The following is a 21,218-nucleotide window of genomic DNA, read 5'->3' on the forward strand; positions in this document are numbered from 1 at the left end:
CCATGTTTCCAGAAAAGACCGATTACGAAGACAAGATCACCCTGATCATGGGCAGCGGCGTCCAGTTCCTGGACTTTGCCGTGACCCTTGAGCTGCGCCGCGAGCTGCCTGGCGAGTTCGTGCGCCAGCGTAACGACGGCCCGCTGGCGCGGCTGATGTTCGACGAGCGCAACAACAGCTTCTTCCACCCGGCCGCCCCCGGCAATGCGGTGAGCCCGGCCTACAGCGTGGCGGTCGATCAGTCGGTGCGCCTGCTCAAGGGCCTTTGGTTGCCGTTGCCATTCTTCCGCTTCAGCCCGCCCCGGCGCTTCGACGACGGTCCGTCGAACTGGGCGCGGGTGCGCATCGTCGAGCTCAAGGACGGTGAAGATCCGGACGGCCACACCCACCGGGTGACCTTTGCCTTCGACACCAAGGTCTTCGCCAGCCGCAGCGACACGGCCTATCTCGCGCCGACCAGCGACGACGTGCGTGCCGGTGCGGCGTTCGCCCTGGCACACCAGGCCGACGAAATGGGCTGGTTCCTCGACCTGACCTGGGTCGATGGCTGGCTGCGTGAAGTGTTCACCGAGCAGGCGCAGTTGCCGCCGGTGCGCATGCAGCTCGACGACATCGAGCACGAATGCCAGGAGCTCTATCACCAGGCGCACTACCTCAACCTGTTGCACCTGCTTGGCACGGCGCTGCCGGTGCCGGAGCTCAAGGTGGTGTCCAACCGCGACAGCGACCTGCACAAGGCGATCCCGGTGGACATGGTGCTCGACGTCGGCAACTCGCGGACCTGCGGCATCCTGATCGAGGACCATCCGCAGGAAAACGACGGCCTGAGCAAGCGCTACGAGCTGGAACTGCGCGACCTGACCCAGCCCGAGCAGGTCTACCCGGAGCCGTTCGAGAGCCGTATCGAGTTCGCCCAGGCGGTGTTCGGCAAGGACCATTTCTCGGTGCAGAGCGGTCGCCGTGAAGCCTTCCAGTGGCCGACCATCGCCCGCGTTGGCCGCGAGGCCGGTCGCCTGGCCAGCCGCCGTCGCGGCACCGAGGGTTCGACCGGCCTGTCCAGCCCGAAACGCTACCTGTGGGACGAGGACAACTACGAGCCGGGCTGGCGCTTCAACTGCGCCTACGTCAAATCCGAAAGCGAGCCGCATGCCACCGCCGCACCGGTTGCCGGGCTGATAAACGAAAAAGGCCAGGCGCTCTACACCCTGCCCTTCGACGAGCGCATGCCGGTATTCCACCCGCATTATTCGCGCAGCTCGCTGATGACCTTCATGCTCTGCGAAGTGCTCGGCCAGGCGCTGATGCAGATCAACAGCCCGTCGCAGCGCCTGCGCATGAGCCACTCGCGCGTGCCGCGCCACCTGCGTTCGATCATCCTCACCGTGCCGCCGTCGATGCCCAAGCCCGAGCGCGAGATCTTCGCCAAGTGCATGGAGCAGGCCATCGGCCTGGTGTGGAAGAGCCTCGGCTGGCACCCCGAGGACGACCCGATCAACATCAAGGACGCCAAGAGCCGCGAGACTGCCTGGCCCTGGCTGCCGGAAGTGCATGTGCAGTGGGACGAGGCCACCTGTGGCCAGGTGGTCTACCTGTTCAACGAGACGCAGAACAACTTCGCCGGCCGCCCGGAAGAGTTCTTCGCTGCCATGGCGCGCCCGGACCAGCCGCACAAGGACCGCCTGACCATCGCCTCGATCGACATCGGCGGCGGCACCACCGACCTGGTGATCACCGAATACCGCCTCGACGATGGCGTGGGCAGCAACGTCTACATCACCCCGTCGCAGCGTTTCCGCGATGGTTTCAAGGTTGCCGGCGACGACATCCTGCTCGATGTGATCCGCCAGTTCGTCCTGCCGGCGCTGGGCACGGCGCTGCGCGACGCGGGCGTCGACAACCCCGATGCACTGCTGTCCAAACTGATCGGCAGCGAACCGCTGGCGGTACAGGACGCCGTGCTGCGCCAGCAACTGACCCTGCAGCTGTTCAGCCCCATCGGCCTGCGTTTGCTCAAGGCCTACGAGCATTACGACCCGCTGGATGCCGGCACCCTGGTCAGCGGCACCTTCGGCGAGCTGCTCGGCGATGAGCGCCCCACCGACGATGTGCTCGAGTATTTCAGCACCGCTGTGCGCCGCCAGTTGGGCAACGGCAGCGAGCCGTTCGACCTGCTCGCGACACCGCTCAACGTCAGCCTGCGGCGTATCCACGAAGCCTTCATCGGCGACCGCATGAACATCGGCAAGACCATTCAGGCGCTGTGCGAAGTGGTGCACAGCTACCCCTGCGACGTGCTCCTGCTTACCGGTCGGCCCTCGCGCCTGCCGGGCGTGCAGGCGCTGTTCCGCAAGCTGCTGCCGCTGCCGCCGGGACGCATCTTGCCGCTCAACCAGTACCGCACCGGTGGCTGGTACCCGTTCAACAAGCTCGATCGCATCGAGGACCCGAAGACCACGGCAGCGGTCGGCGCCATGCTCTGCCTGCTCAGCCGCAGCCTGCGCCTGCCCAACTTCTTCTTCCGTTCGGCGGCGTTCAAGCCCTACTCGACGCTGAAGTTCCTCGGCCTGATCGACAACAACAACGTGATCAAGGACGGTAACGTCTACTTCCGCGACATCGACCTCGACGACCCGGAGTACCAGTTGCCCGAACTGACCTTCGACATGCGCGGCACCATGCGCCTGGGCTTCCGCCAACTGGCCAACGAGCGCTGGTCGGCGGCGCCGCTGTATATCCTCAGCATCGAGAACCAGAAGCTGCGCGAGCAGGTCGCTTCCCAGGGCCTGGTGCTCAAGGTGCGCCTGGGCATCAAGCCCTCGCGCAACCCGGCCGAAGGCAGCGAGAGTTTCGAGTTCCTCGGCGCCGAGTCCGACGGTGGCTCGGTCAGCCGCTCGCACATTCGCCTGCGGCTCAACACCCTGTCCGACGCCGGGCTGGGTGAATCCCAATATTGGCTCGACAGCGGGAGCGTGTTTCGCAAATGAGTAACTCGCCTGAGCAACTGACTCAACACTGGACCGCCATCCACACCGGTGCCGGCGAGGCGATTCGCTGGATTGGTGACGTGCGCCGCAGCGCGCCGCGCCTGGACAACGAAGCGGATGACCTGATCCTCAGCCTGCGCCGCGTGCGCAACACCGCACGGCGCCTGGGAGGCGTGTCCGGCCTGCCGATGACCGTGGGCTTCTTCGGCCTGTCCCAGGCCGGCAAGTCGTACCTGATCTCTACGCTGGCCGCCGGCGCCAACGGCAAGTTGGAAACCGACTTCGGTGGCAGCCGCCTGGACTTCCTCACCCACGTCAACCCGCCGGGTGGCGGCAAGGAGGCCACCGGCCTGGTGACCCGTTTCAGCCGTACCGCGCGCCCCGGCCCGGATGACTTCCCGCTGGAGCTGAAACTGTTCGGCGAAGTGGAAGTGGCCAAGGTCCTGGCCAACTCGTTCTTCAACGACTTCAACACCGAGAAGGTGCTCTACCGTTTCGACGAAAGCGCCATCCGCCAGTTGCTCAAGGACCTCGGCAAGCGCCGCCAGCTCAAGCCGGTGCCCGGGGTCAGCGAGGACGACGTGGTCGCCCTGTGGGACTACCTGCAAGGCAGCTTCCCGGCGTCCCTCGGCGGCCTGGCCGGCTACTACTGGCCGGCGGCGGTGGAAATGGCGCCCTGGCTGGCGGTGGAGGATCGCACCCGGCTGTTCTCCATCTTCTGGGGTGAGATCAATGAACTGAGCGAGGCCTACCAGGGCTTCGCCAGAACTCTGGGCAGCCTGGGCAACGCCGACCGCGTATTCGCCCCGCTCGATGCCCTGGTGCGGCAGACCGACAAGGGCCTGTCGCAGGCCGACAGCATCATGAACGTCGACATGCTCGAGCGCCTGGGCAAGGACAGCGACAAGCGCATCGGTGTGCGTCCGTTCATCGACGGCGAGCTGCGGGCACCGGTCGAGCTGTCCCTGGCGCAACTGGCTGCACTCACCGTCGAGCTGGTGTTCCCGTTGGTAGAGCCGACCAGCGAGCCGCTGTTCGAGCAGGTCGACCTGCTCGACTTCCCTGGCTACCGCGGTCGCCTGTCGGTGGAGTCGCTGGACGACGTGCGTCGCGCGGTGAGCAGCGACGAGGCCAGCCCGGTGGCGCAGCTGATCCTGCGCGGCAAGGTGGCCTACCTGTTCGAGCGCTACACCGATAGCCAGGAAATGAACGTGCTGATCGTCTGCACGCCGTCGAACAAGCAGTCCGACGTCACCGCTGTCGGTCCGGTCCTGACCCGCTGGATCGAGAAGACCCAGGGCGCCAAGCCGGAAGAGCGTGCCCTGCGTAAACCAGGCCTGCTGTGGGCCATCACCATGTTCGACATGCGCATCGGCAGCGACCTGGACAAGGGCGAAGACCTGCTGCGCCTCGGCTGGGGCAGCGGCGGCATGATGAAGATGACCATGCTCGAACGCTTCGGCCAGTACACCTGGCTGCAGGAGTGGACGGACGGCAAGCCATTCGACAACACCTTCCTGGTGCGCAAGCCGCGCATGAAGGTGACCTTCCTCGATGTGCAGGCTGGTGAAGAGACTGGCATCAACGCCGCCGCCCAGGATTCGCTGGGGCTGATGCGCAGCACCTTCATCGAAGACGAGACCGTGCAGCGTCACGTCAACCAGCCACCGCAGGCGTGGGACGCCATGCTGGAACTGAACGATGGCGGCATGGGCCGCATCAGCCAGTACCTGCGTGGCGTGGCGCTGCGTGAGGTCAAGCTGGGGCGTATCCGCGAACAGCTGGACGACGTGCTGCACCTGCTCGATAGCCGCCTCGGTCATTGGTTTCAGGCCGAAGGCGCCGGCGAGCTGGAGAAGAAACGCAAGATCGCCAAGCAGATCTTCGACGCCGTCTGGCCGCGACGCATCCTGCTCGGCGAGCTGCTGCAGAAGATGCAGTTGCCCGACGACCTGGTCCGCGGCCTGTACCTGCGCGCCGACGATGAAGAGCCGTTGGCGACTGCGAGCGGCAGCGACACCAGCAGCACTAGCGCCTCGATCGGCGGCGCGCTCAACCTGGGTGACGACCTGGCCCATGACGACGGCTTCGACCTGTTCGGCGACAGCGAACCGGCTCCCGTGTCGTCAAGCAGTGCCACGCCTGTGCGCTCGAGCGGTAGCGATGCGCGCTTCGCCCAGGCGGTGCTGCGCGAGTGGATCGGCCACCTGCGCCACCTGCCCGAGGATGTGCGCCTGATGACCTACCTGGGCTTCGCCAAGCCGGCGGTCGAGGCGCTGGTCGATGAACTGATCACCGGCGCAAGCCGTCTCGACCTGCAGACGCGCCTGTTGCGCGCCATTGTCAGCACCGAGCAGATCGGCACCAAGCGCGAGCAACTGGCCGGGCGCCAGGTGCTCACGGCGAAAACCGTACTGGGCGACTTCATTGGCTGGCTGGGCTTTATCGAGGCGCCGCTGGAGCTGCGTCCCGATAGCCGCATCGAGCGTGGCACCAAGCTGTTCCAGGCGCCGCCGGTGATCGTGCCGGGCAAGTTGCCGCAACTGCCGGCACAACCTCTGGAACACACCCGCAACTACGTGGGCGACTGGTTGGTGGCACTGACCAAGATCGCCGAAGACAACGCCGGCCACAGTGCCGGTCGGGAAATCACACCCGAGCAGAACGAAGCGCTGGGCAAGGTGCTCGCGACCTTCCATGCGACTGGGGCGGAATAAGTCATGTTGAGAATCGAACTGAAGGCTGCACAGAGCGGCCAACCCGGCTACGGCGAACTGACCGTCCACGGCTGGCAGGAAGGCAGCGACGGCCTCGAACTGACCGTGCAGCGCAACCAGGATAGCCGCTACCTCGGCGCCGATGGCGAGTGGGGCACCAGCCCGGCCTGGCATGTGCTCGACGGCCTGACCCTGACCGACGAGAAGCTCAACGGCGAGGTCGGCCCCTGGCTGATCGACCCGCTGATGCTCGACCCGCAAATGGCCTACATGCTGCAATTGCGTAACGAAGACGGCAGTGACAAGGGGGTGCTGCGCATCCTCGGCACCATCCTGTCCTCGAAGGCCGCTGGCAGTTCGACCCACGATGACAAGAAGGTCGAGCGCAAGGCCGAGCCCGAGCCGGTCGTCGTGCCTGTGCTGCCCGAGCCGCCTGCGCCAGAACCCGAACCCGAGCCGACTCCGGCACCCGAGCCAGAGCCCGTGATTGTCGAGCCGCCGCCCGCGCCGCCACCTCAGGCGCCAGCCCCAGTGGCGAAAAAAGGCAGCAAGCTGCCGCTGATCCTCATCATCCTGCTGCTCATCATCGCCCTGGCGGCGGCAGCCTGGTGGTTCTTCCTGCGCAAGCCGTCGACCGATGTTGCACCAAGCGCCACACCGGCGGCGGGTGCGGTGGCCGTGTGCAGTCCGGAAGCCCTGGCGGATGCCAAGGAAGACCTGCCGTTCATTCAAGCCTGCCTGAAATCCAACCCATCCAGCGAACAGGTGCTGGAGGTGATCGCCGCCGCCAAGGACGCCAAGCGTTGCGGCGTGGTCCAGCGCCTGTATGCGCACAAGGCGCAGTCCGGCGATGCTGCCATCGCCTACGCCTATGCCCGCGAGTACGACCCGGAACATCACGCCAGCGGCGGCTGCATCGAAGCGGCGGACGCTGAAACCGCGGTGTACTGGTACGAAATCGCCGTGAACAATGACCCGGACAATCAGGACGCCAGCCAGCGGCTGGAGGAGCTGAAGAAATGACCGTGCGCATCGCCAAAGGCGTCAACCTGTCGCTGCTCGCCGGCCTGCTGCTGGGCGCGACAACGCCGTTGATGGCAGCGGACAAACCGCTGCTGCAGGAAGGCAAGAAGACCCTCTACCAGCGCGTACTGACCACGCCGACCTGCCAGCTCGGCGATAGCGCCGGCGCCACTGGCGGCAAAGCCCAACCGGCATTCACCCGGTTCTACGTGTACCAGCGCGAGAAGGCAGGCAACGCCGAGTGGCTGAAGGTCGGCCCCGACAGCTACGGCAAGACCGTCGGCTGGATCAAGGGTGACTGCGCCGTACCGTGGAAGATGCAGATGACCCTGGCCCTGACCAACCCGGCCGGGCGTGATCCGCTGCTGTTCTTCCGCAAGAAGGACACCCTCGAGCAGCTCTTCGCCAAGGAAGATCCGGCGCCGCTGCTCAAGCCGATCCTGGCCAACATGAAGGCCAAGGGCCGTGACCCGGCGGTGGTTGCCCGCGAGCCGGATTACGCGGTGGACCTGGCGAAGAATTTCTACCTGCTGCCGGTACTGGAAGCCGAGGAAACCTTCACCGAGAAAGGCTTCCAGGTGCGCCTGCTCAATGTCGCCTCGGTGACGGCGGCGGAATCGGCCGACAAGAAGGATGCGGACAAGAACGCCAAGGCCGATGCCAACACCCTCAAGGGCTTCAGCGCTGCCGTGGTGTTCGTCATCGACTCGACCATCTCCATGGGCCCGTACATCGACCGTACCCGTGAGGCGGTCAAGCGCATCTACGAACACGTCGAGCAGGAGAAGCTGCTCGGCCAGGTCAAGTTCGGCCTGGTCGCCTACCGCTCCAGCACCAAGGAAGTGCCCAAGCTCGAATACGTCAGCAAGATGTTCGTCGACCCGAGCACGGTGAAGGACGGCAAGGACTTCCTGGCCAAGGTCGCCGAGCTCAAACCGGCCACCGCATCCAGCAGCAGCTATGACGAAGACACCTACGCCGGCGTGATGCAGGCGCTGGATCAGGTCAAGTGGAACGAGTTTGGTGCGCGCTACATCGTGCTGGTCACCGACGCCGGTGCGGTCAATGGCGACAGCAAGCTGTCGTCTACCGGCCTCAACGCCGACCAGGTGCGCCTGGAAGCCAAGTACCGTGGCGTGGCCATCTACAGCCTGCACCTGAAGACCCCGAGCGGGAAGAAGAACCACGCCTCGGCCGAGGCGCAGTACACCGACCTGTCGACCAACGCCTTCCTCAACAAGCCGCTGTACTACCCGGTGGACGCCGGCAACGTCGAGAGCTTCGGCAAGATGGTCGACAGCCTGGGTGACGCCATCACCGCGCAGGTCAAGGCCGCCTACCGTGGCGACATGGCTGCCGGTAGCGCCCTGGGTGCCGATGCGGAGTATGCCAAGGCGAAGTCTGGTAAAGGTGGCGATGCGGCCCTGGCCCAAGACGCCGCCCTGCTAGGCCACGCCATGCGCCTGGCTTATCTCGGCGAGAAGACCGGGGCCAGTGCGCCGCCGGTGTTCCAGGCGTGGATCAGCGACCGCGACTTCGTGCGCCAGGACGTGCCCACCACTGACGTGCGCGTGCTGATGACCAAGAGCCAGCTCAGTGACCTCAGTGACGTGGTCAAGCAGATCGCCGACGCCGCCAACGAAGGCCTGATCTCGCCCAGCGACATGTTCGAGCGTCTGCGTTCGGTGGCCGCGACCATGGGCAAGGACCCCAACCAGCTCAAGGACAAAACCATCAAGGTCGCCGACATGGGTCTGATGGCCGAGTACCTGGACGGCCTGCCCTACCTCAGCGAAGTGCTCAGCCTCGACGAGGAAACCTGGAAGGGCATGGAAGGCCTGGAGCAGGAGAAGTTTATCCGCCGCCTGAACACCAAGCTCAAGTACTACCAGCGCTACAACGCCGATGCCGACCGCTGGGTGTCCCTGGCGCCAGGCAGCGATGCGCGCGAGCATGTCTATCCAGTACCGCTGGAAGCCTTGCCCTAAGTGCTGCACATCGAGGACATGCGCATCCGCCGGGGTGCCGACTACCAGATCGCCCTGCCGCGCCTGACCCTTGGGCGCGGCGAGGTGGCGGCGATCACCGGCGCCAGCGGCTGCGGCAAGAGCACGCTGCTGGAAATGATCGGCCTGATCCTGCGCCCCGACGATCTCGGACAGTTCCGTCTCGGCGATGCCGCCGGCCTGGATGTCGCCGCGTTGCTGCGCGATGACCGCCAGGCACAGATGGCCGATATCCGCGCCCAGCGCCTGGGCTTCGTGCTGCAGAGTGGTGGCCTGCTGCCCTTCCTCAGTGTGCGCCAGAACATCGAGCTGCCCCGGCGTATGCTCGGCCTGCCCGGCAAGAGCGAACTGGTCGACGAGGCCATTGGCCGACTGCGCCTGCAGCCGTTGCTGGGCAAGCTGCCGGCGCAACTGTCCATCGGCGAGCGCCAGCGCGTGTCCTTTGTCCGGGCCATCGCCCACGAGCCCGACCTGTTGCTGGCCGATGAGCCGACCGCGGCGCTCGATCCGCTGCAGGCGCGACGCCTGTTCGAGCTGATCATCGAGATCGTTCAGCGCTTCCAGATCGCTGCGCTGCTGGTGACCCACGACTGGGATCTGGTGCGCGACTGTGCGATCCGCAATATCGTCGGCACGCTGCAGGGTGGCGCAGCCGATGGCGCTTTGCAGAACAACAGGGCTGACGGCACGGTGTTCCATGACGCGGCCTGACGTTCGTCCCCGCCTGCGCTTGCTGATCGAACTGGCGGCGCGCGACCTGTGGCACGACCGCAAGGTGTCGCTGTGCATCGTCGCCTCGCTGGTGGCGGTGATCGCGCCGTTGCTGCTGCTGTTCGGCCTCAAGCATGGCGTGGTCTCACAGCTTAACGATGAACTGCTCAGTGACCCGCGCAACCTCGAAGTGCGCATGCTCGGCAATTACGACCTGGCTGGCGGCTGGTTCGAGCGTCTGCGTGCGCAGCCTGGTGTCGGTTTCGTCATCCCGCTGACCCGTTCGCTGAACACCCAGGCGGATCTGCTGCGCGACAGCCAGCATTTCGTCGCCAATGCCGAGGTCATCCCCACTGCCAGCGGTGATCCGCTGATCGGTGCACTGCCGGCGCCAGCGGCCCTCGACCAGGTACTGCTCAGTGCCAGCGCGGCGAGCAAGCTCGGTGTGCAGGTCGGTGATTCGCTGCGCCTGCTGGTGCTGCGCAAACTGGACGGCAGCAACGAACGCGGCGAGCTGGCGGTGACCGTGGGCGGGGTATTGGAGAACAGCGCCTTCACTCGGCCGGCGCTGCTGGTGCACCTCGACCTGTTGGTGGCCATGGAGAATTTCCGCGATGGTTATGCGGTACCGATGTTCGGTTTCCTCACTGGTGAAGTGGCCCCCGTGCGCGAGCGTTATGCCCGTGCCCGCATCTATGCCAGCGGCCTGGATGACGTGGCCAGCATCGCCACCTGGCTCGACAGCGAACGCATCGAGAGCAGCACGCGGGCGCGCGAGATCGAGTCGGTCAAGGCCATCAGCCATGTGCTTGGGCTGATCTTCGCGGTGATCGCCTGGACGGCGGTGATTGGCTGCGTGGCTTCGCTGGCTGGCGCCTTCCTCGCCAATATCGACCGCAAGCGCAAGGACCTGGCTCTGCTGCGTCTGCTCGGCTTCCAGCGTTCGGCCGCTGGTGCCTACGTGATGGTCCAGGCGGCGCTGCTCACCTGTTTGGCCTTCGCCCTCGGCTACGGTGCCTACCTGATCGGCAGCAGCGTCTTCAACACGGCGCTGGGCGCCAACCTGGCGGATGACGGTTTCGTCTGCAAGCTGGAAACTATTCATATCCTGCTGGCCTTCGCCAGCGCATTGCTGATCGCCATTGTCGTGGCGGCTGTAGGAGGGTTTCGTGCGATCCACATTCAACCGGCTGAAAGCCTGCGTGACCTCTGAGCGCGCCCTGCTCGGCGGCGCGTTGCTGCTGGCACTGACCAGCCTGCCGGCCCAGGCAGCCTGGGAGGAGAAGTACTTCAACCCCAAGCCGCTGGCCGATGATGTGATCCTGCCGATGCCGTGCGAGGGCTCCCTGGTGCTGCGCAAGGTGCAAGTACCGGTGGCCAGCCCGATAGGCGACTACGGCGTGACCCTCGGTCAGGACAGCGATGAGTGGGGCTATATCGAGCAGGCCCGACCCAGCTATATCGCCGGCAGCTTCACGGTGCAGAAGCCCGAACCCGGCCGCTACTACCTGCTGGCCAAGTACGAGCTGAACGAGCTGCAATACCAGGCGGTGATGAACGATACCTGCCCGACGCCGTCGGCCAAGTTGCGCCTGCCGCAGGTTGGTATCAGTTGGTTCGATGCCACTGCCTTCGCTGACAGGTACAGCCTGTGGCTGCGCAAGAACGCCGCCGCCAAGCTGCCCAAGGAAGACGGCGCCGCCGGTTTCCTGCGCCTGCCGACCGAGGCCGAGTGGGAATTCGCCGCGCGTGGCGGCATGGCCGTGTCGCAAGCCGAGTTTCGCGACGTGCGCTTCCCGACACCGGATGGTGGCCTGGGTGCCTACGCCTGGTTCGCCGGCGCCCAGTCGGCCAACGGCAAGCTGCAGCTCACGGGGTTGCTCAAGCCCAATCCGCTGGGCCTGCACGACATTCTCGGCAACGTCGACGAGATGCTCTTCGAGCCCTTCCGCCTGAACAAGCTGGATCGCCAGCATGGCCAGGCCGGTGGCTATATCGTGCGCGGCGGCAACTACCTGACACCGCAGGCCGAGCTGCGTACCGCGCTGCGCCAGGAGCAGCCCTACTACGCCACTGCTGGCGAGCAGAACAAGCTCAAGACCAGCGGCGTGCGCCTGGCCCTGGTGGCGCCGGTGCTGACGTCGCGCGAGCGCATCAAGCAGGTCGAGCAGGACTGGAAGAAACTCGGCACCCCGGCCGCGAGTAAGGCCGCCGACAGCAAGGACAACAAGGACCCGGTCGCGGAAATCGCCAGTATCGCCAGCGGCGTCCAGGATGATGCGCTCAAGCAGCAGCTGGAAAAACTGCGCGGCGATCTGCGTGCCAACACCCAGGCGCGTGACGAACAGCGCGACCAGGCCATCCGTTCCGAGCTGCAGCTGGGCGCATTCCTCTGCACCAAGCTCAAGGACGACGGCAAGTTCCTCGATACGCTGGAAGGTAACTACAAACGCAGCTGTGGCGAAGGTGGCGAGGAGCCGGCCAGCCGTTGCGAGGCGCGCAAGGAGCAGCTGGAAGGTCATCGCAAGGTGCTCGACTTCATGCTCAACTACTATGCCGATACAGTGGTCAGCGGTGCGCTCAACTACACCCCGGCCACCGTCGAACCGCAGGTCGGTGTGGTGGCGCAACAGATGGCGGCGCGCAGCAAGAGCAACCTGCGCAGTTACCTCGACACCCACTGGAAAAACCTGGGCGGCTACATGAAGAGCGGCAAGGTGGCACGCAGCCAGTGGCTGGAATCCTGTAAATCCATTTAAGCGAAGGGCATGGACATGAAAGCAGTAGCGTTGCTGGGTCAACGGATGAAGTGGACCGCATTGGGTCTGGTTCTGGTATTGGCCGGCTGTCAGACCACCGGCACCACGCCCGCCGCCAATCAGGCGCCGGTCGACCCCCGGCTGGCCAACAGCAGCTCGGCGCAGTTCTTCAGCAAGTCGGGCTGGCAGGCTTGTGCCGGTGGCGCGCTGGTCGGCGTGCTCGCCTGCCAGTTGGGCAACCCGAGCAAGAAGGCCCAGTGCATGGTCGCTGCCGGCCTGACCGGTTGTGGCGTGGGCATGGGCGCCAACTACTACCTGGACAACCAGCGTAGCCAGTATGCCAACGCCGAGGACCGTCTGGACGCGACCATCGCCGATGTGCGCAAGGACAACCAGGAACTGCAGATGCTCAGTGATACCGCGCGGACGGTCATCGCCGATGACAAGCGCAAGATCGAGCAGATCAAGAAAGACATCGCCGCCAACAAGGTACAGCGTGCCCAGGCGCAGAAGCAGATCGCCGAGATCGATGCCAACACGGCCTACCTGAAGAAGTCCCTGGCTGACGTGCGCTCCAAGCAGCAGGAGTGGACCAAGGTTGCCGCCGCCGAGCGTAACAGCGGCGCGCGCACCGACACCCTGGATGCCGAGATCGGCAAGATGCAGAAGCAGGTTGCGCAGCTGGAGTCGGAAATCGACCAACTGTACAAACAGCGCTCGTCGATCCAGCTCGGCTGAGAACCGGTTTACGACCCTGAGCAGGCCCCAGGAAACGCTCGATCCACATGACAGGTAGGGTGCGCCGTGCGCACCTTTGTCGCCTGCACTGCACACCCTGCAGCGGCGGCGTTATCAGGCTCCAAGGAAATGTCCATGCATGCACTTCGCTCTCTTATCCTGCTGGCCGGTGTTGTCACCCTCGCCGGCTGTGCCGTCAACGCGCAGGAATGCGACCCGCGCAATGCCGATGCCGGCTTCGCCACCAAATTTGGCTGCAAGACCCAGGGCGTGTATGCCCAACGCGTCGATGAGAAGGAAAAGGTCCTGCTCGACGAGCAGAAAACCAACCAGCTGTTCCGTGATGTCTACGCCTCCATCGAGCAGGAGAAGGCCTCGGTCGGCAAGGACCTGGCGACCCAGCAGGCGCAGTACGCCTCGTTGAACAAGTCCCTGAATGCCCTGCTCAACGAACTCAAGAGCAAGGCCAAGGGCAACCAGCGCATCGAGGCGGAAATTGCTTCGGTGGAGAAGGACCTGAAGAACATCAACCAGCAGGACAGCCCGTCCGTGGTGCAGAAGCAGCTTGAACTGCAGAAGCTGCGCAGCAAGGTTTCCAGCCTGGAAAGTGACCTTGGCCTGCGTTGATCGCCGCCGTTACGCCTGCCAGCCGGTTGCTCCGCAGGCAGGCGTTTCCCTGACTCCCTCAGCAGGAAGCTGACCGCCATGAAGCGAATCTCTCGCCTGTCCTCCGAAACCCGTAGTGCGGCAGATGCGCTGGCCGGCCATGGCGAACTCACGCAGATCCTGCGCCGGCACCTGCCGCCGAGCACGGCGACCCTGTACGCCAAGCCGAAGCAGGCCGAAGGCGATATCGTCGAGTGGTATTCGGACCTCGGCGGCCAGCCGGTGCCGTTCAGCCAACTGGACGAGAAGGAGGCGGCGCAGGTTCGTCACCTGCTCGACGAACGCCTGGCTTCCATCGAGCAACTGGCCAACCAGCTCGATGCCCAGGGCGGCGATGGCGTACGCCAGGCTGCTCTGCTGCGTGAGGCGGCTCGTTATCCCGATACCTCGACCCTGTATTCGCTCAACGGCCAGCCGCTGGTGACCTTCTGGGGCGGTGGCCAGCCACCTGCGCCACCGGTCGTTCCTGCTGCCGCTGCGGCAGCCGGTGAGCTGCCTCCGGGCGCGGCCGTGCTGGCCAGTGAAGCACCGCGCAAGCGGCGCTGGTGGTTGTGGCTGCTGCTTGCGCTGCTGTTACTGGCGCTGCTTGCGGCGCTCTGGTGGTGGTTGTTCTGCCGTGAGCCGCAAGCCCCACCGGCACCGGTCGAGCCTCCGGTAGCCGAAGAGCCGGCCGTACCCGAGGACGTGCCGCCCGAGTTGGAGCCCGAGCCCGAAGTGGTGCCCGAGGAGGAACCGGTGGTCGAGGAACCCGAGCCCGAACCCGAACCGGAAATCCCGCCGCCCCCACCGATTCCCGAGCCCAAGCCTGAGCCAAAACCCGAGCCCAAGCCGGATCCTGCCGAGCTGCTGAAGAAACGCATCGACGGCATCTCCCGCGACTGCTCGGCTCTGCAGAAGCTGCAGCGCGAGGAGCCGCTGCTCAAGGACAACGCCGCCCTGCGCGAGCAGGTCGAGCAGAACCTGGCGAAAAACTGCAAGGAACAGCTGATCACCAACGCCAAGAACCTCTGCCCCAACGAGCGTCCCAAGGAGCTGGCGCCGGAGATGGTCATCGTCTTCGATGCCTCCGGTTCGATGGACATCAGCATGTTGGCCACGCCCAAGGAAATCGAGCAGGCCGCGATGATGCAGGGAGTAGCCAATATCGCCACGCAGATCCTGCTCGGTTCCAACGCGCCGAACACCATGGGCCGCGTGTTCCGCGAACCCAAGCGCATCACCACGGCGCGCGAGGCGACCATTGGTGTGGTGCAACAGCTGCCCAGCGACGTCAACGCCGGGCTGGTGCTGGTGGAGAACTGCCCGGGTGCACGCAGCGTCGGCTACTTCGGCCCAGGACAACGCGCCGACCTGCTGTCACGCCTGCGCAACGTCACACCGGTACAGGGCACCCCGCTGGCCGATGGCATTGCCAAGGCTGGGCAGATGCTCGATGGGGTCAATCGCGAGTCGGTGATGCTGGTGGTGTCCGATGGCGAGGAGAGCTGCAATCAGGACCCCTGCGCCGTGGCCCAGGCCCTGGCGCGCAGCAAGCCGCACCTGAAGATCAACGTGGTCGACATCCTCGGCACCGGCGCCGGCAACTGCCTGGCGGCAGCCACCGGCGGCAAGGTATTCACTGCGCGTAACGTCAACGAGCTGCAGATCATGACCAACCAGGCGGCCCAGGACGTATTGCCACCGGCACACTGCAAGCGCTGAGTTGCTAGTGCTTGGATGGAAAGGATGCCATCTGCCGTGGCGTGAGCAGGGCATGCCACCAGTGCCCTGCTAGGAGCGCTGCATCGTTCCCGGAGCACCGTGCGCACGGCGCTGGTGACTTCGCAGGTACCTCTATGCTGCGTTGCTTTTTCGTCAGGGCAACACCAGGCCGCCACTGGCTTTGTGCAGCTCGCGCAGGTGGGTACCGAGCTGCTTGAGGTTGGTTTCCCCTGCTTCGATTTCCGCCTTGCGCTGTGGCTCCAGCAGGCGGCGTACCTCCTGATCAAGATCCCCACTGAGGCGGCGCAGGGTCTGTTGGCGCGCGTCGCTTTCGCGTTCCAGGTTCTGCCACTCCTCGGCCTGTGGTAGGCCGTAGCCGGTTTCCAGCAGCTCTGCCGGGCGGCTGAGAAACCCGCTGTTGGCGAGAATCTCGCGCAGGGTTTCATCGGCCACGCCAAAGCCTGGCTGGTGCCGCTCGCGTGCCTGCAAGTAGCGTTGCTTGAGGTCTTCCTGGGCCAGCAGCAACTGCCGGCGCAAGGCTGCCTGTTCGAGCAGCAGCAGGGCGGCACTGGCGCGTAGATCGGCCTGGGCGAACCAGGGACGGCGTTGCTCGGCGGACAGTTCCAGCCAGTCTTCGACCCGCTCCTGCGGCACTGGCAGGCGTTCGCGCAACACCTTGAACATGGCCTGGTAGCGGTCGCGGAACGAGTCGAACCGATAGCCCAGACGCAGGGCTTCCCGTGGGTCTTCAAGCACGCTGGGGTCGGCCAGGCGACGGCCTTCGAGCACCGCCAGCAAGCCGTTGGGCATGATGCTGTCGAGGGCTTGCAGCTCGCCACGGCCGGTGCCGCTGCGCAGCAGTTTCAGGGTTTCCACCGCACAGTTGTTGGAGAGGAACCAGTAGTCGCCGTCGTAACTCCAGTGCATTTCCACGGCCCGTTCGACCAGGTGCTCCAGCTCGTCACGGGGCAGTTGCAACGGCACGGAGGCCAGACCGCGCAACTCGATCTTGGTGTATTCGTCGATCACCTGAGCCAGGGGCAGCACGAACAAACGCGAGGGATAGGCGCCGGTCAGGCCGTCCCAGCTGGACAGTTGCACGTCGCCGACAAAAGCGCGGAAGGACAGCACCAGGTGCTGGTCCAGGTCCAGACGACAGTCCGGGCCGCGTGGACGACCCGGAGCGCAGATCACCAGGCGCAGCATGCTGTGGCCCCAGCGGCTGGCCCAGGCATCGTTGGGTTCGGCCAGCAGGTAGTCGACCTGGTACACGCGCTCGGGGTCGATCTGACCGAGGGGCTGGCGATCGAAGTCACGGCCGGCATTGAGATAGGCCAGTTGTGGTGGGCAGGGCGTCTGTGGCGGCGCCCAGGCGAAATGCTGGCGCAGGTAGCGGTGCAGGGCGGGGCGACGGCAGGCGTAGGCGGGGTCGAGGAGGAAGTACTCCATGTTCACCGCGAGGAATTCGCGTGGGTTACTCAGCTCGTATAGATCGGGGCTGCGCGCATCCTGGCCATTGCTGGTTTCCCGCATACCACGCCGACCGACATGCTGCTGCCAGCCGGCCAGGTCGAGCAGGCGCGGGTCATCGCTGAGGGTGAAGCGGCGTGCGTCCTGACCACGGCAGGTATCGGCCAGGCCGACTGCGCCCAGGGTTGCGGTCTGCGTGCGACAGCGTTGCAGCAAGCGACGCTCGTCCTGGGGCCAGACGCGGGCACGGTCGTACAGGTGGGACAGTTCATGCAGCACGGTAGCCAGCAGTTCGCGGCGCAGGGTGCCATGGGGGCGGCCGGTGGCAGCTTCGGCTTGTTGCGGGTCGAGCAGGCGCGGCAACAGGTTGGCATTCAGTGCCAGGGCATTCGGCCGGGTGATGCGGCCATAGGCATTGGCGGGCAGGTCATCGCTCCAGCGCACGTCGACCTGACGGTCGAGGCGCTGAATGAACAGTGGCGGTAGCGCAGCCATTGCCTCGTCGAGCAGACGCTGACTGGCTTGGCGGGCTTCAGGGCTGAGGTGTCGGGTGTCCAGGTGCAGCCGCAAGTCTGCCTGGGCACTGGCGCAGGCCAGCAGCAGGAGCGCTGTCAGCCCGCGCAAGGCACCCCGTATCACAGGGCGAGGATGGCCTGGGCGAGCACCTGGTCGGACGCGCTGCGGGCTTCGGGCAGCCGCTCGCGCAGGGTGGTGAAGGCGGCTTCCAGTTGCACGCCACGGATCTCGCCGGAGCTGGCGACAAAGCTGGCGGCATCATCACGAGCAGCCTGGACGATCTTCATGTCGCGGACCGAGGTGGTGGTGTCGGAGGTGAAGTTGATGCTGCGGTCCAGTGCGCGAATGATGATGTTGCTGGTGGCCACCAGCGTCTGTGCCTGCACGTTGGTCGTGGCGAAACACAGGAGGGTGGCGAACAGGATGGTCAGCAGGCTGCGCATGGCGGCTCCGTAAACGAAAGTGAGGACGGCCTATTGGACGAAAATAGCGCGGTCCAGTTCAAGCACCACGGTGTTTGTTGTGTATGGCGATGCTGCGGGCGTCACGCTTTCCTTCTGTGTAAGGAAGCTAGCCGTTGTTTCGCGCTATGTTCGGGCCTGGCGCGTTCAGGTCTGATCGTGAGAGCCATCAAGAGAGTGGCGGGTCGTTCAGTCTCACCCAACTATGAGGATAAGGGGCAGCAGGTGCAGGTATTCGAGACCCAGCGACCGATTGGGCGAGGATCTACCTGCGCTGACGGCCATCCTCAGTGACCCCGAGGTGATGAAATACTCGGTTCGCGGTGTGTGTGACGAGTCAGCCACGCTCAATTTCATTGACTGGTGTACCGACAGCTATGCCACCTACGGAATGGGGCCCTGGGCGCTAGTGGAGAAAACCTCCAATGAGCTGGTGGGATTCTGCGGCGTCGGGCCAGAAGAGGTCGATGGGATCGTGGAGGCCAATCTGGGTTATCGCCTGGCCAGACGGTTCTGGAATCAGGGGCTTGCGTCGGAAGCAGCCAAAGGGGTGTTGAAGCATGCGTTTGCTGACGGGCGACTGACCTCTGTCGTGGTAATTATCGAGCCGGAGCATGTGGCTTCGCTCAAGGTGGCCGAGCGCGCCGTGTTCAGTGGATTCAAGGTGCTTGAATTTCATGAGCGGCCCGTACGGCTGTACCGATTGACGGACGCCGAGTGGCGACTTGAGTCCCTCGCAGAGAGATAAGGCCGGGCACCTGCAGGTCGCCTTGGCCGCCAAACCAGGGTTGTCCAGATGAGCTTCGAATCCGGGAGCCCTGGCTGGGCAGGGGGCGAGCTGTAAAAGCCAACTCAGAGCGCGAGGATGGCGCGGGCCAGTTGCTCGTCGCTGGCACCAAGTGCTGGCGCCAGGGTACGGATATGGCGCAGGGCGGCTTCCAGGTGGGCGCCACGGATAGCGCCGGCGCTGGCGACATAGCTGCTGGCGTCGTCACGGGCGTCGAGCACGATCTTGTCGTCGGCCCAGTCCGACGTCTGCTCGCTGCTACCACCGAGTGCGCGGGTGGTGCTGGCGGCCAGGGTGTCGGTGGAGGCGATCAGGCTGCTGGCCAGGGCCGGCACGGAGGCACCGAGCAGGATGGTGAGACTGAGCAGGGCGAAGGGGCGGGACATGCTGGAACTCTCCTGAAGGGGGGCGCTACGGAAATGCGCGGCGGCGAGCCTACTCCAAGGCGGACAGCAAGGCCATGCTGGCACGAAGTTCATTAAGCATTGCCCATGACTCGTCACTGCCAGAACGGCTTGTCCAGCTCTGCCTGGCGCTGACTCAGGGAGATGCCGGCGTCGGCCAGCAAGCGCTCGTCGAGCGTTGCCAGTTGGCGACGGGTGCGCAGGTTGCGATTCCAGAGCAGCAGGGTGCCTAGCAGGCGTAGCGGCCAGCTGGGTTGGCGAGGGCCGGTGAATTCAGCGGTGCGGCTGGCGGTGCGTTCCATGACACGGTCCTTGCCGCAGGTTGGCGGCAGTAGCAGAGAGGCCGTTCATGTTCACCTGCATCCCGCGAGCGGGGCAGTCACAGCCATGCAGGATTGTGTCGGTTCAGTTGTGCCTGTTCATGAACTGTACGGGTAAACGCATGAACCAACTGTTTTCAGTCGTGCAAAATGAAGAAACCCGCCTGGCGGCGGGTTTCGGGTGGCGCGGGACAGTCCGTCAGTCGACGGCCTTGACCATGTCTTCGATGACTTTCTTGGCGTCGCCGAAGACCATCATGGTCTTGTCCAGGTAGAACAGTTCGTTGTCCAGGCCGGCGTAGCCGCTGGCCATCGAGCGCTTGTTGACGATCACGGTCTTGGCTTTGTAGGCCTCGAGGATCGGCATGCCGGCGATCGGCGACTTCGGATCGTTCTTCGCGGCCGGGTTGACCACGTCGTTGGCGCCGAGCACCAGTACCACGTCGGCCTGGCCGAACTCGGAGTTGATGTCTTCCATCTCGAACACCTGCTCGTAAGGCACTTCGGCCTCGGCCAGCAGGACGTTCATGTGGCCAGGCATACGACCGGCAACCGGGTGGATCGCGTACTTCACGGTTACGCCGCGGTGGGTCAGCTTCTCGGCCAGTTCCATCAGCGCGTGCTGGGCACGGGCTACCGCCAGGCCGTAGCCCGGGACAATGATCACGGTGTCGGCGTTGGTCAGCAGGAAGGCGGCGTCGTCGGACGAACCGGACTTCACCGGACGGGCTTCCTTGGCGCCAGCCGGGCCGGCTTCTTCAGCCGCACCACCGAAACCACCGAGGATGACGTTGAAGAACGAGCGGTTCATCGCCTTGCACATGATGTACGAGAGGATGGCACCGGACGAGCCGACCAGCGAACCGGCGATGATCAGCATCGAGTTGTTCAGCGAGAAGCCGATACCGGCGGCGGCCCAGCCCGAGTAGCTGTTGAGCATCGACACCACGACCGGCATGTCGGCACCGCCGATCGGGATGATGATCAGCACGCCGATGATGAAGGCCAGGGCCACCAGCAGGGCGAAGGCGCGGATGTCACCGGTGAAGGTGAAGTACAGGCCGAGACCGATGATAGCCAGGCCGAACACCAGGTTGACCAGGTGCTGACCCTTGAACTGCACAGGGGCGCCCTGGAACAGGCGGAACTTGTACTTGCCCGACAGCTTGCCGAAGGCGATCACCGAACCGGAGAAGGTGATGGCGCCGATGGCTGCACCGAGGAACAGTTCCAGGCGGTTACCGGCCGGGATCGCATCACCCAGGGCGGCGACGATGCCCAGCGATTGCGGCTCGACGACGGCGGCGATGGCGATGAAGACCGCGGCCAGGCCGATCATGCTGTGCATGAAGGCGACCAGTTCCGGCATCTTGGTCATCTCGACGCGCTTGGCCATGATTGAGCCGGCGGTACCACCGACCAGCAGGCCGACGATGACGTAGCCGATACCTTCCAGGGCCAGCTCGCTGCCGAGCTTGTGGATCAGACCCAGGGTGGTCAGCACGGCGATGGCCATACCGATCATGCCGAAGGCGTTACCACGACGGGAGGTGGTCGGGTGCGACAGCCCCTTGAGTGCCTGGATGAAGCAGATCGAGGCAACGAGGTAGAGAACAGTGATCAGGTTCATGCTCATGGTCAGTGCTTCTCCGCCGCAGCTTTAGGCGCTTTTTTCTTGAACATTTCCAGCATGCGTCGGGTGACCAGGAAGCCACCGAAGACGTTGACCGCGGCCAGGGCCACGGCCAGGGTGCCCATGGTCTTGCCCAGCGGGGTCACGGTCAGGGCGGCGGCCAGCATGGCGCCGACGATGACGATCGCGGAAATCGCGTTGGTCACCGCCATCAGCGGGGTGTGCAGGGCCGGGGTGACGTTCCACACCACGTGGTAACCCACGTAGATGGCCAGTGCGAAGATGATCAGGTTGTAGATGCCGTCGGAAATCATATCCATGT

Annotated in this window: 17 protein-coding genes; 11 read left to right on the forward strand and 6 right to left on the reverse strand. The window is 64.9% G+C overall.

Translation table 11 applies throughout. From position 1 onward, the window contains the following. Window positions 1-2 precede the first annotated feature (2 nt). The 10 genes from ACWPW0_RS00505 to ACWPW0_RS00550 all read left to right on the forward strand — a co-directional run bounded on the left by ACWPW0_RS00505 (window position 3) and on the right by ACWPW0_RS00550 (window position 15,305). Window positions 3-2,984, forward strand: coding sequence for a virulence factor SrfB (locus ACWPW0_RS00505; protein ID WP_447587984.1), 2,982 nt, complete (start codon window positions 3-5; stop codon window positions 2,982-2,984). Next, on the forward strand, window positions 2,981-5,701 hold the full coding sequence (locus ACWPW0_RS00510; protein WP_454254106.1) for a putative virulence factor: 2,721 nt from the start codon (window positions 2,981-2,983) through the stop codon (window positions 5,699-5,701). The genes ACWPW0_RS00505 and ACWPW0_RS00510 overlap by 4 nt, the downstream gene beginning before the upstream one ends. A gap of 3 nt (window positions 5,702-5,704) precedes the next feature. Beyond that, the gene (locus ACWPW0_RS00515) at window positions 5,705-6,724 is read left to right on the forward strand and encodes a hypothetical protein (RefSeq protein ID WP_454254107.1); all 1,020 of its coding nucleotides are present in this window, start codon (window positions 5,705-5,707) and stop codon (window positions 6,722-6,724) included. Continuing rightward, on the forward strand, window positions 6,721-8,712 hold the full coding sequence (locus tag ACWPW0_RS00520) for a vWA domain-containing protein (RefSeq protein ID WP_454254108.1): 1,992 nt from the start codon (window positions 6,721-6,723) through the stop codon (window positions 8,710-8,712). Before ACWPW0_RS00515 ends, ACWPW0_RS00520 begins: the two co-directional genes overlap by 4 nt. Continuing rightward, the gene (locus ACWPW0_RS00525; protein ID WP_454254109.1) at window positions 8,713-9,441 is read left to right on the forward strand and encodes an ABC transporter ATP-binding protein; all 729 of its coding nucleotides are present in this window, start codon (window positions 8,713-8,715) and stop codon (window positions 9,439-9,441) included. It abuts the gene before it with no gap. Further along, entirely contained in the window at window positions 9,428-10,654 is a 1,227-nt protein-coding gene (locus tag ACWPW0_RS00530) for an ABC transporter permease (protein WP_454254110.1), read from the forward strand. Before ACWPW0_RS00525 ends, ACWPW0_RS00530 begins: the two co-directional genes overlap by 14 nt. After that, on the forward strand, window positions 10,644-12,200 hold the full coding sequence (locus ACWPW0_RS00535; RefSeq protein ID WP_454256678.1) for a formylglycine-generating enzyme family protein: 1,557 nt from the start codon (window positions 10,644-10,646) through the stop codon (window positions 12,198-12,200). The genes ACWPW0_RS00530 and ACWPW0_RS00535 overlap by 11 nt, the downstream gene beginning before the upstream one ends. 15 nt (window positions 12,201-12,215) lie before the next feature. Then, window positions 12,216-12,938, forward strand: a complete 723-nt coding sequence (locus ACWPW0_RS00540) for a hypothetical protein (protein ID WP_447587995.1) — start codon at window positions 12,216-12,218, stop codon at window positions 12,936-12,938. A 135-nt stretch (window positions 12,939-13,073) separates the two neighbouring features. Continuing rightward, window positions 13,074-13,565 carry a hypothetical protein gene (locus ACWPW0_RS00545; protein ID WP_447587997.1) on the forward strand — a complete coding sequence of 164 codons (492 nt, stop codon included), beginning with the start codon at window positions 13,074-13,076 and terminating at the stop codon, window positions 13,563-13,565. A gap of 78 nt (window positions 13,566-13,643) precedes the next feature. Further along, on the forward strand, window positions 13,644-15,305 hold the full coding sequence (locus tag ACWPW0_RS00550; RefSeq protein WP_454254111.1) for a VWA domain-containing protein: 1,662 nt from the start codon (window positions 13,644-13,646) through the stop codon (window positions 15,303-15,305). Between the two features lie 153 nt (window positions 15,306-15,458). Here ACWPW0_RS00550 and ACWPW0_RS00555 read toward each other — a convergent pair whose 3' ends face one another. Together ACWPW0_RS00555 and ACWPW0_RS00560 are read right to left on the reverse strand one after the other, a co-directional pair. Continuing rightward, window positions 15,459-17,399 (reverse strand): DUF7844 domain-containing protein, encoded by a 1,941-nt coding sequence (locus ACWPW0_RS00555; RefSeq protein WP_454254112.1) that lies wholly within the window; start codon window positions 17,397-17,399, stop codon window positions 15,459-15,461. A gap of 11 nt (window positions 17,400-17,410) precedes the next feature. Then, complete coding sequence (locus ACWPW0_RS00560) at window positions 17,411-17,734, reverse strand: DUF2388 domain-containing protein (RefSeq protein ID WP_454254113.1); 324 nt, start codon at window positions 17,732-17,734, stop codon at window positions 17,411-17,413. A gap of 271 nt (window positions 17,735-18,005) precedes the next feature. Here ACWPW0_RS00560 and ACWPW0_RS00565 point away from each other — a divergent pair, with 271 nt between their 5' ends. After that, a complete protein-coding gene (locus tag ACWPW0_RS00565; RefSeq protein ID WP_454254114.1) occupies window positions 18,006-18,500 on the forward strand; it encodes a GNAT family N-acetyltransferase in 495 nt (164 codons plus the stop codon). A gap of 104 nt (window positions 18,501-18,604) precedes the next feature. Here the strand turns inward: ACWPW0_RS00565 and ACWPW0_RS00570 are convergent, their stop codons facing one another. The 4 genes from ACWPW0_RS00570 to ACWPW0_RS00585 all read right to left on the reverse strand — a co-directional run bounded on the left by ACWPW0_RS00570 (window position 18,605) and on the right by ACWPW0_RS00585 (window position 21,216). Next, the gene (locus ACWPW0_RS00570) at window positions 18,605-18,925 is read right to left on the reverse strand and encodes a DUF2388 domain-containing protein (RefSeq protein ID WP_454254115.1); all 321 of its coding nucleotides are present in this window, start codon (window positions 18,923-18,925) and stop codon (window positions 18,605-18,607) included. Between the two features lie 113 nt (window positions 18,926-19,038). After that, window positions 19,039-19,245, reverse strand: coding sequence for a DUF1127 domain-containing protein (locus ACWPW0_RS00575; RefSeq protein ID WP_447588007.1), 207 nt, complete (start codon window positions 19,243-19,245; stop codon window positions 19,039-19,041). A 217-nt stretch (window positions 19,246-19,462) separates the two neighbouring features. Then, window positions 19,463-20,899: an NAD(P)(+) transhydrogenase (Re/Si-specific) subunit beta gene (locus ACWPW0_RS00580; RefSeq protein ID WP_447588009.1), complete on the reverse strand. Its 1,437-nt coding sequence runs from the start codon at window positions 20,897-20,899 to the stop codon at window positions 19,463-19,465. Between the two features lie 2 nt (window positions 20,900-20,901). After that, on the reverse strand, window positions 20,902-21,216 hold the full coding sequence (locus tag ACWPW0_RS00585) for an NAD(P) transhydrogenase subunit alpha (RefSeq protein WP_213641751.1): 315 nt from the start codon (window positions 21,214-21,216) through the stop codon (window positions 20,902-20,904). Between the last annotated feature and the right edge of the window lie 2 nt (window positions 21,217-21,218).

The organism is Pseudomonas sp. Marseille-Q8238, from assembly GCF_965111915.1.

Excerpts from the sequence above, each read along its gene's own strand:
- ACWPW0_RS00505 (WP_447587984.1), top strand. The coding sequence starts at position 3 with ATGTTTCCAGAAAAGACCGATTACGAAGACAAGATCACCCTGATCATG.
- ACWPW0_RS00510 (WP_454254106.1), top strand. The coding sequence starts at position 2,981 with ATGAGTAACTCGCCTGAGCAACTGACTCAACACTGGACCGCCATCCAC.
- ACWPW0_RS00515 (WP_454254107.1), top strand. The coding sequence starts at position 5,705 with ATGTTGAGAATCGAACTGAAGGCTGCACAGAGCGGCCAACCCGGCTAC.
- ACWPW0_RS00520 (WP_454254108.1), top strand. The coding sequence starts at position 6,721 with ATGACCGTGCGCATCGCCAAAGGCGTCAACCTGTCGCTGCTCGCCGGC.
- ACWPW0_RS00530 (WP_454254110.1), top strand. The coding sequence starts at position 9,428 with ATGACGCGGCCTGACGTTCGTCCCCGCCTGCGCTTGCTGATCGAACTG.
- ACWPW0_RS00540 (WP_447587995.1), top strand. The coding sequence starts at position 12,216 with ATGAAAGCAGTAGCGTTGCTGGGTCAACGGATGAAGTGGACCGCATTG.
- ACWPW0_RS00545 (WP_447587997.1), top strand. The coding sequence starts at position 13,074 with ATGCATGCACTTCGCTCTCTTATCCTGCTGGCCGGTGTTGTCACCCTC.
- ACWPW0_RS00550 (WP_454254111.1), top strand. The coding sequence starts at position 13,644 with ATGAAGCGAATCTCTCGCCTGTCCTCCGAAACCCGTAGTGCGGCAGAT.
- ACWPW0_RS00560 (WP_454254113.1), bottom strand. The coding sequence starts at position 17,734 with ATGCGCAGCCTGCTGACCATCCTGTTCGCCACCCTCCTGTGTTTCGCC.
- ACWPW0_RS00570 (WP_454254115.1), bottom strand. The coding sequence starts at position 18,925 with ATGTCCCGCCCCTTCGCCCTGCTCAGTCTCACCATCCTGCTCGGTGCC.
- ACWPW0_RS00575 (WP_447588007.1), bottom strand. The coding sequence starts at position 19,245 with ATGGAACGCACCGCCAGCCGCACCGCTGAATTCACCGGCCCTCGCCAA.
- ACWPW0_RS00580 (WP_447588009.1), bottom strand. The coding sequence starts at position 20,899 with ATGAGCATGAACCTGATCACTGTTCTCTACCTCGTTGCCTCGATCTGC.
- ACWPW0_RS00585 (WP_213641751.1), bottom strand. The coding sequence starts at position 21,216 with ATGGATATGATTTCCGACGGCATCTACAACCTGATCATCTTCGCACTG.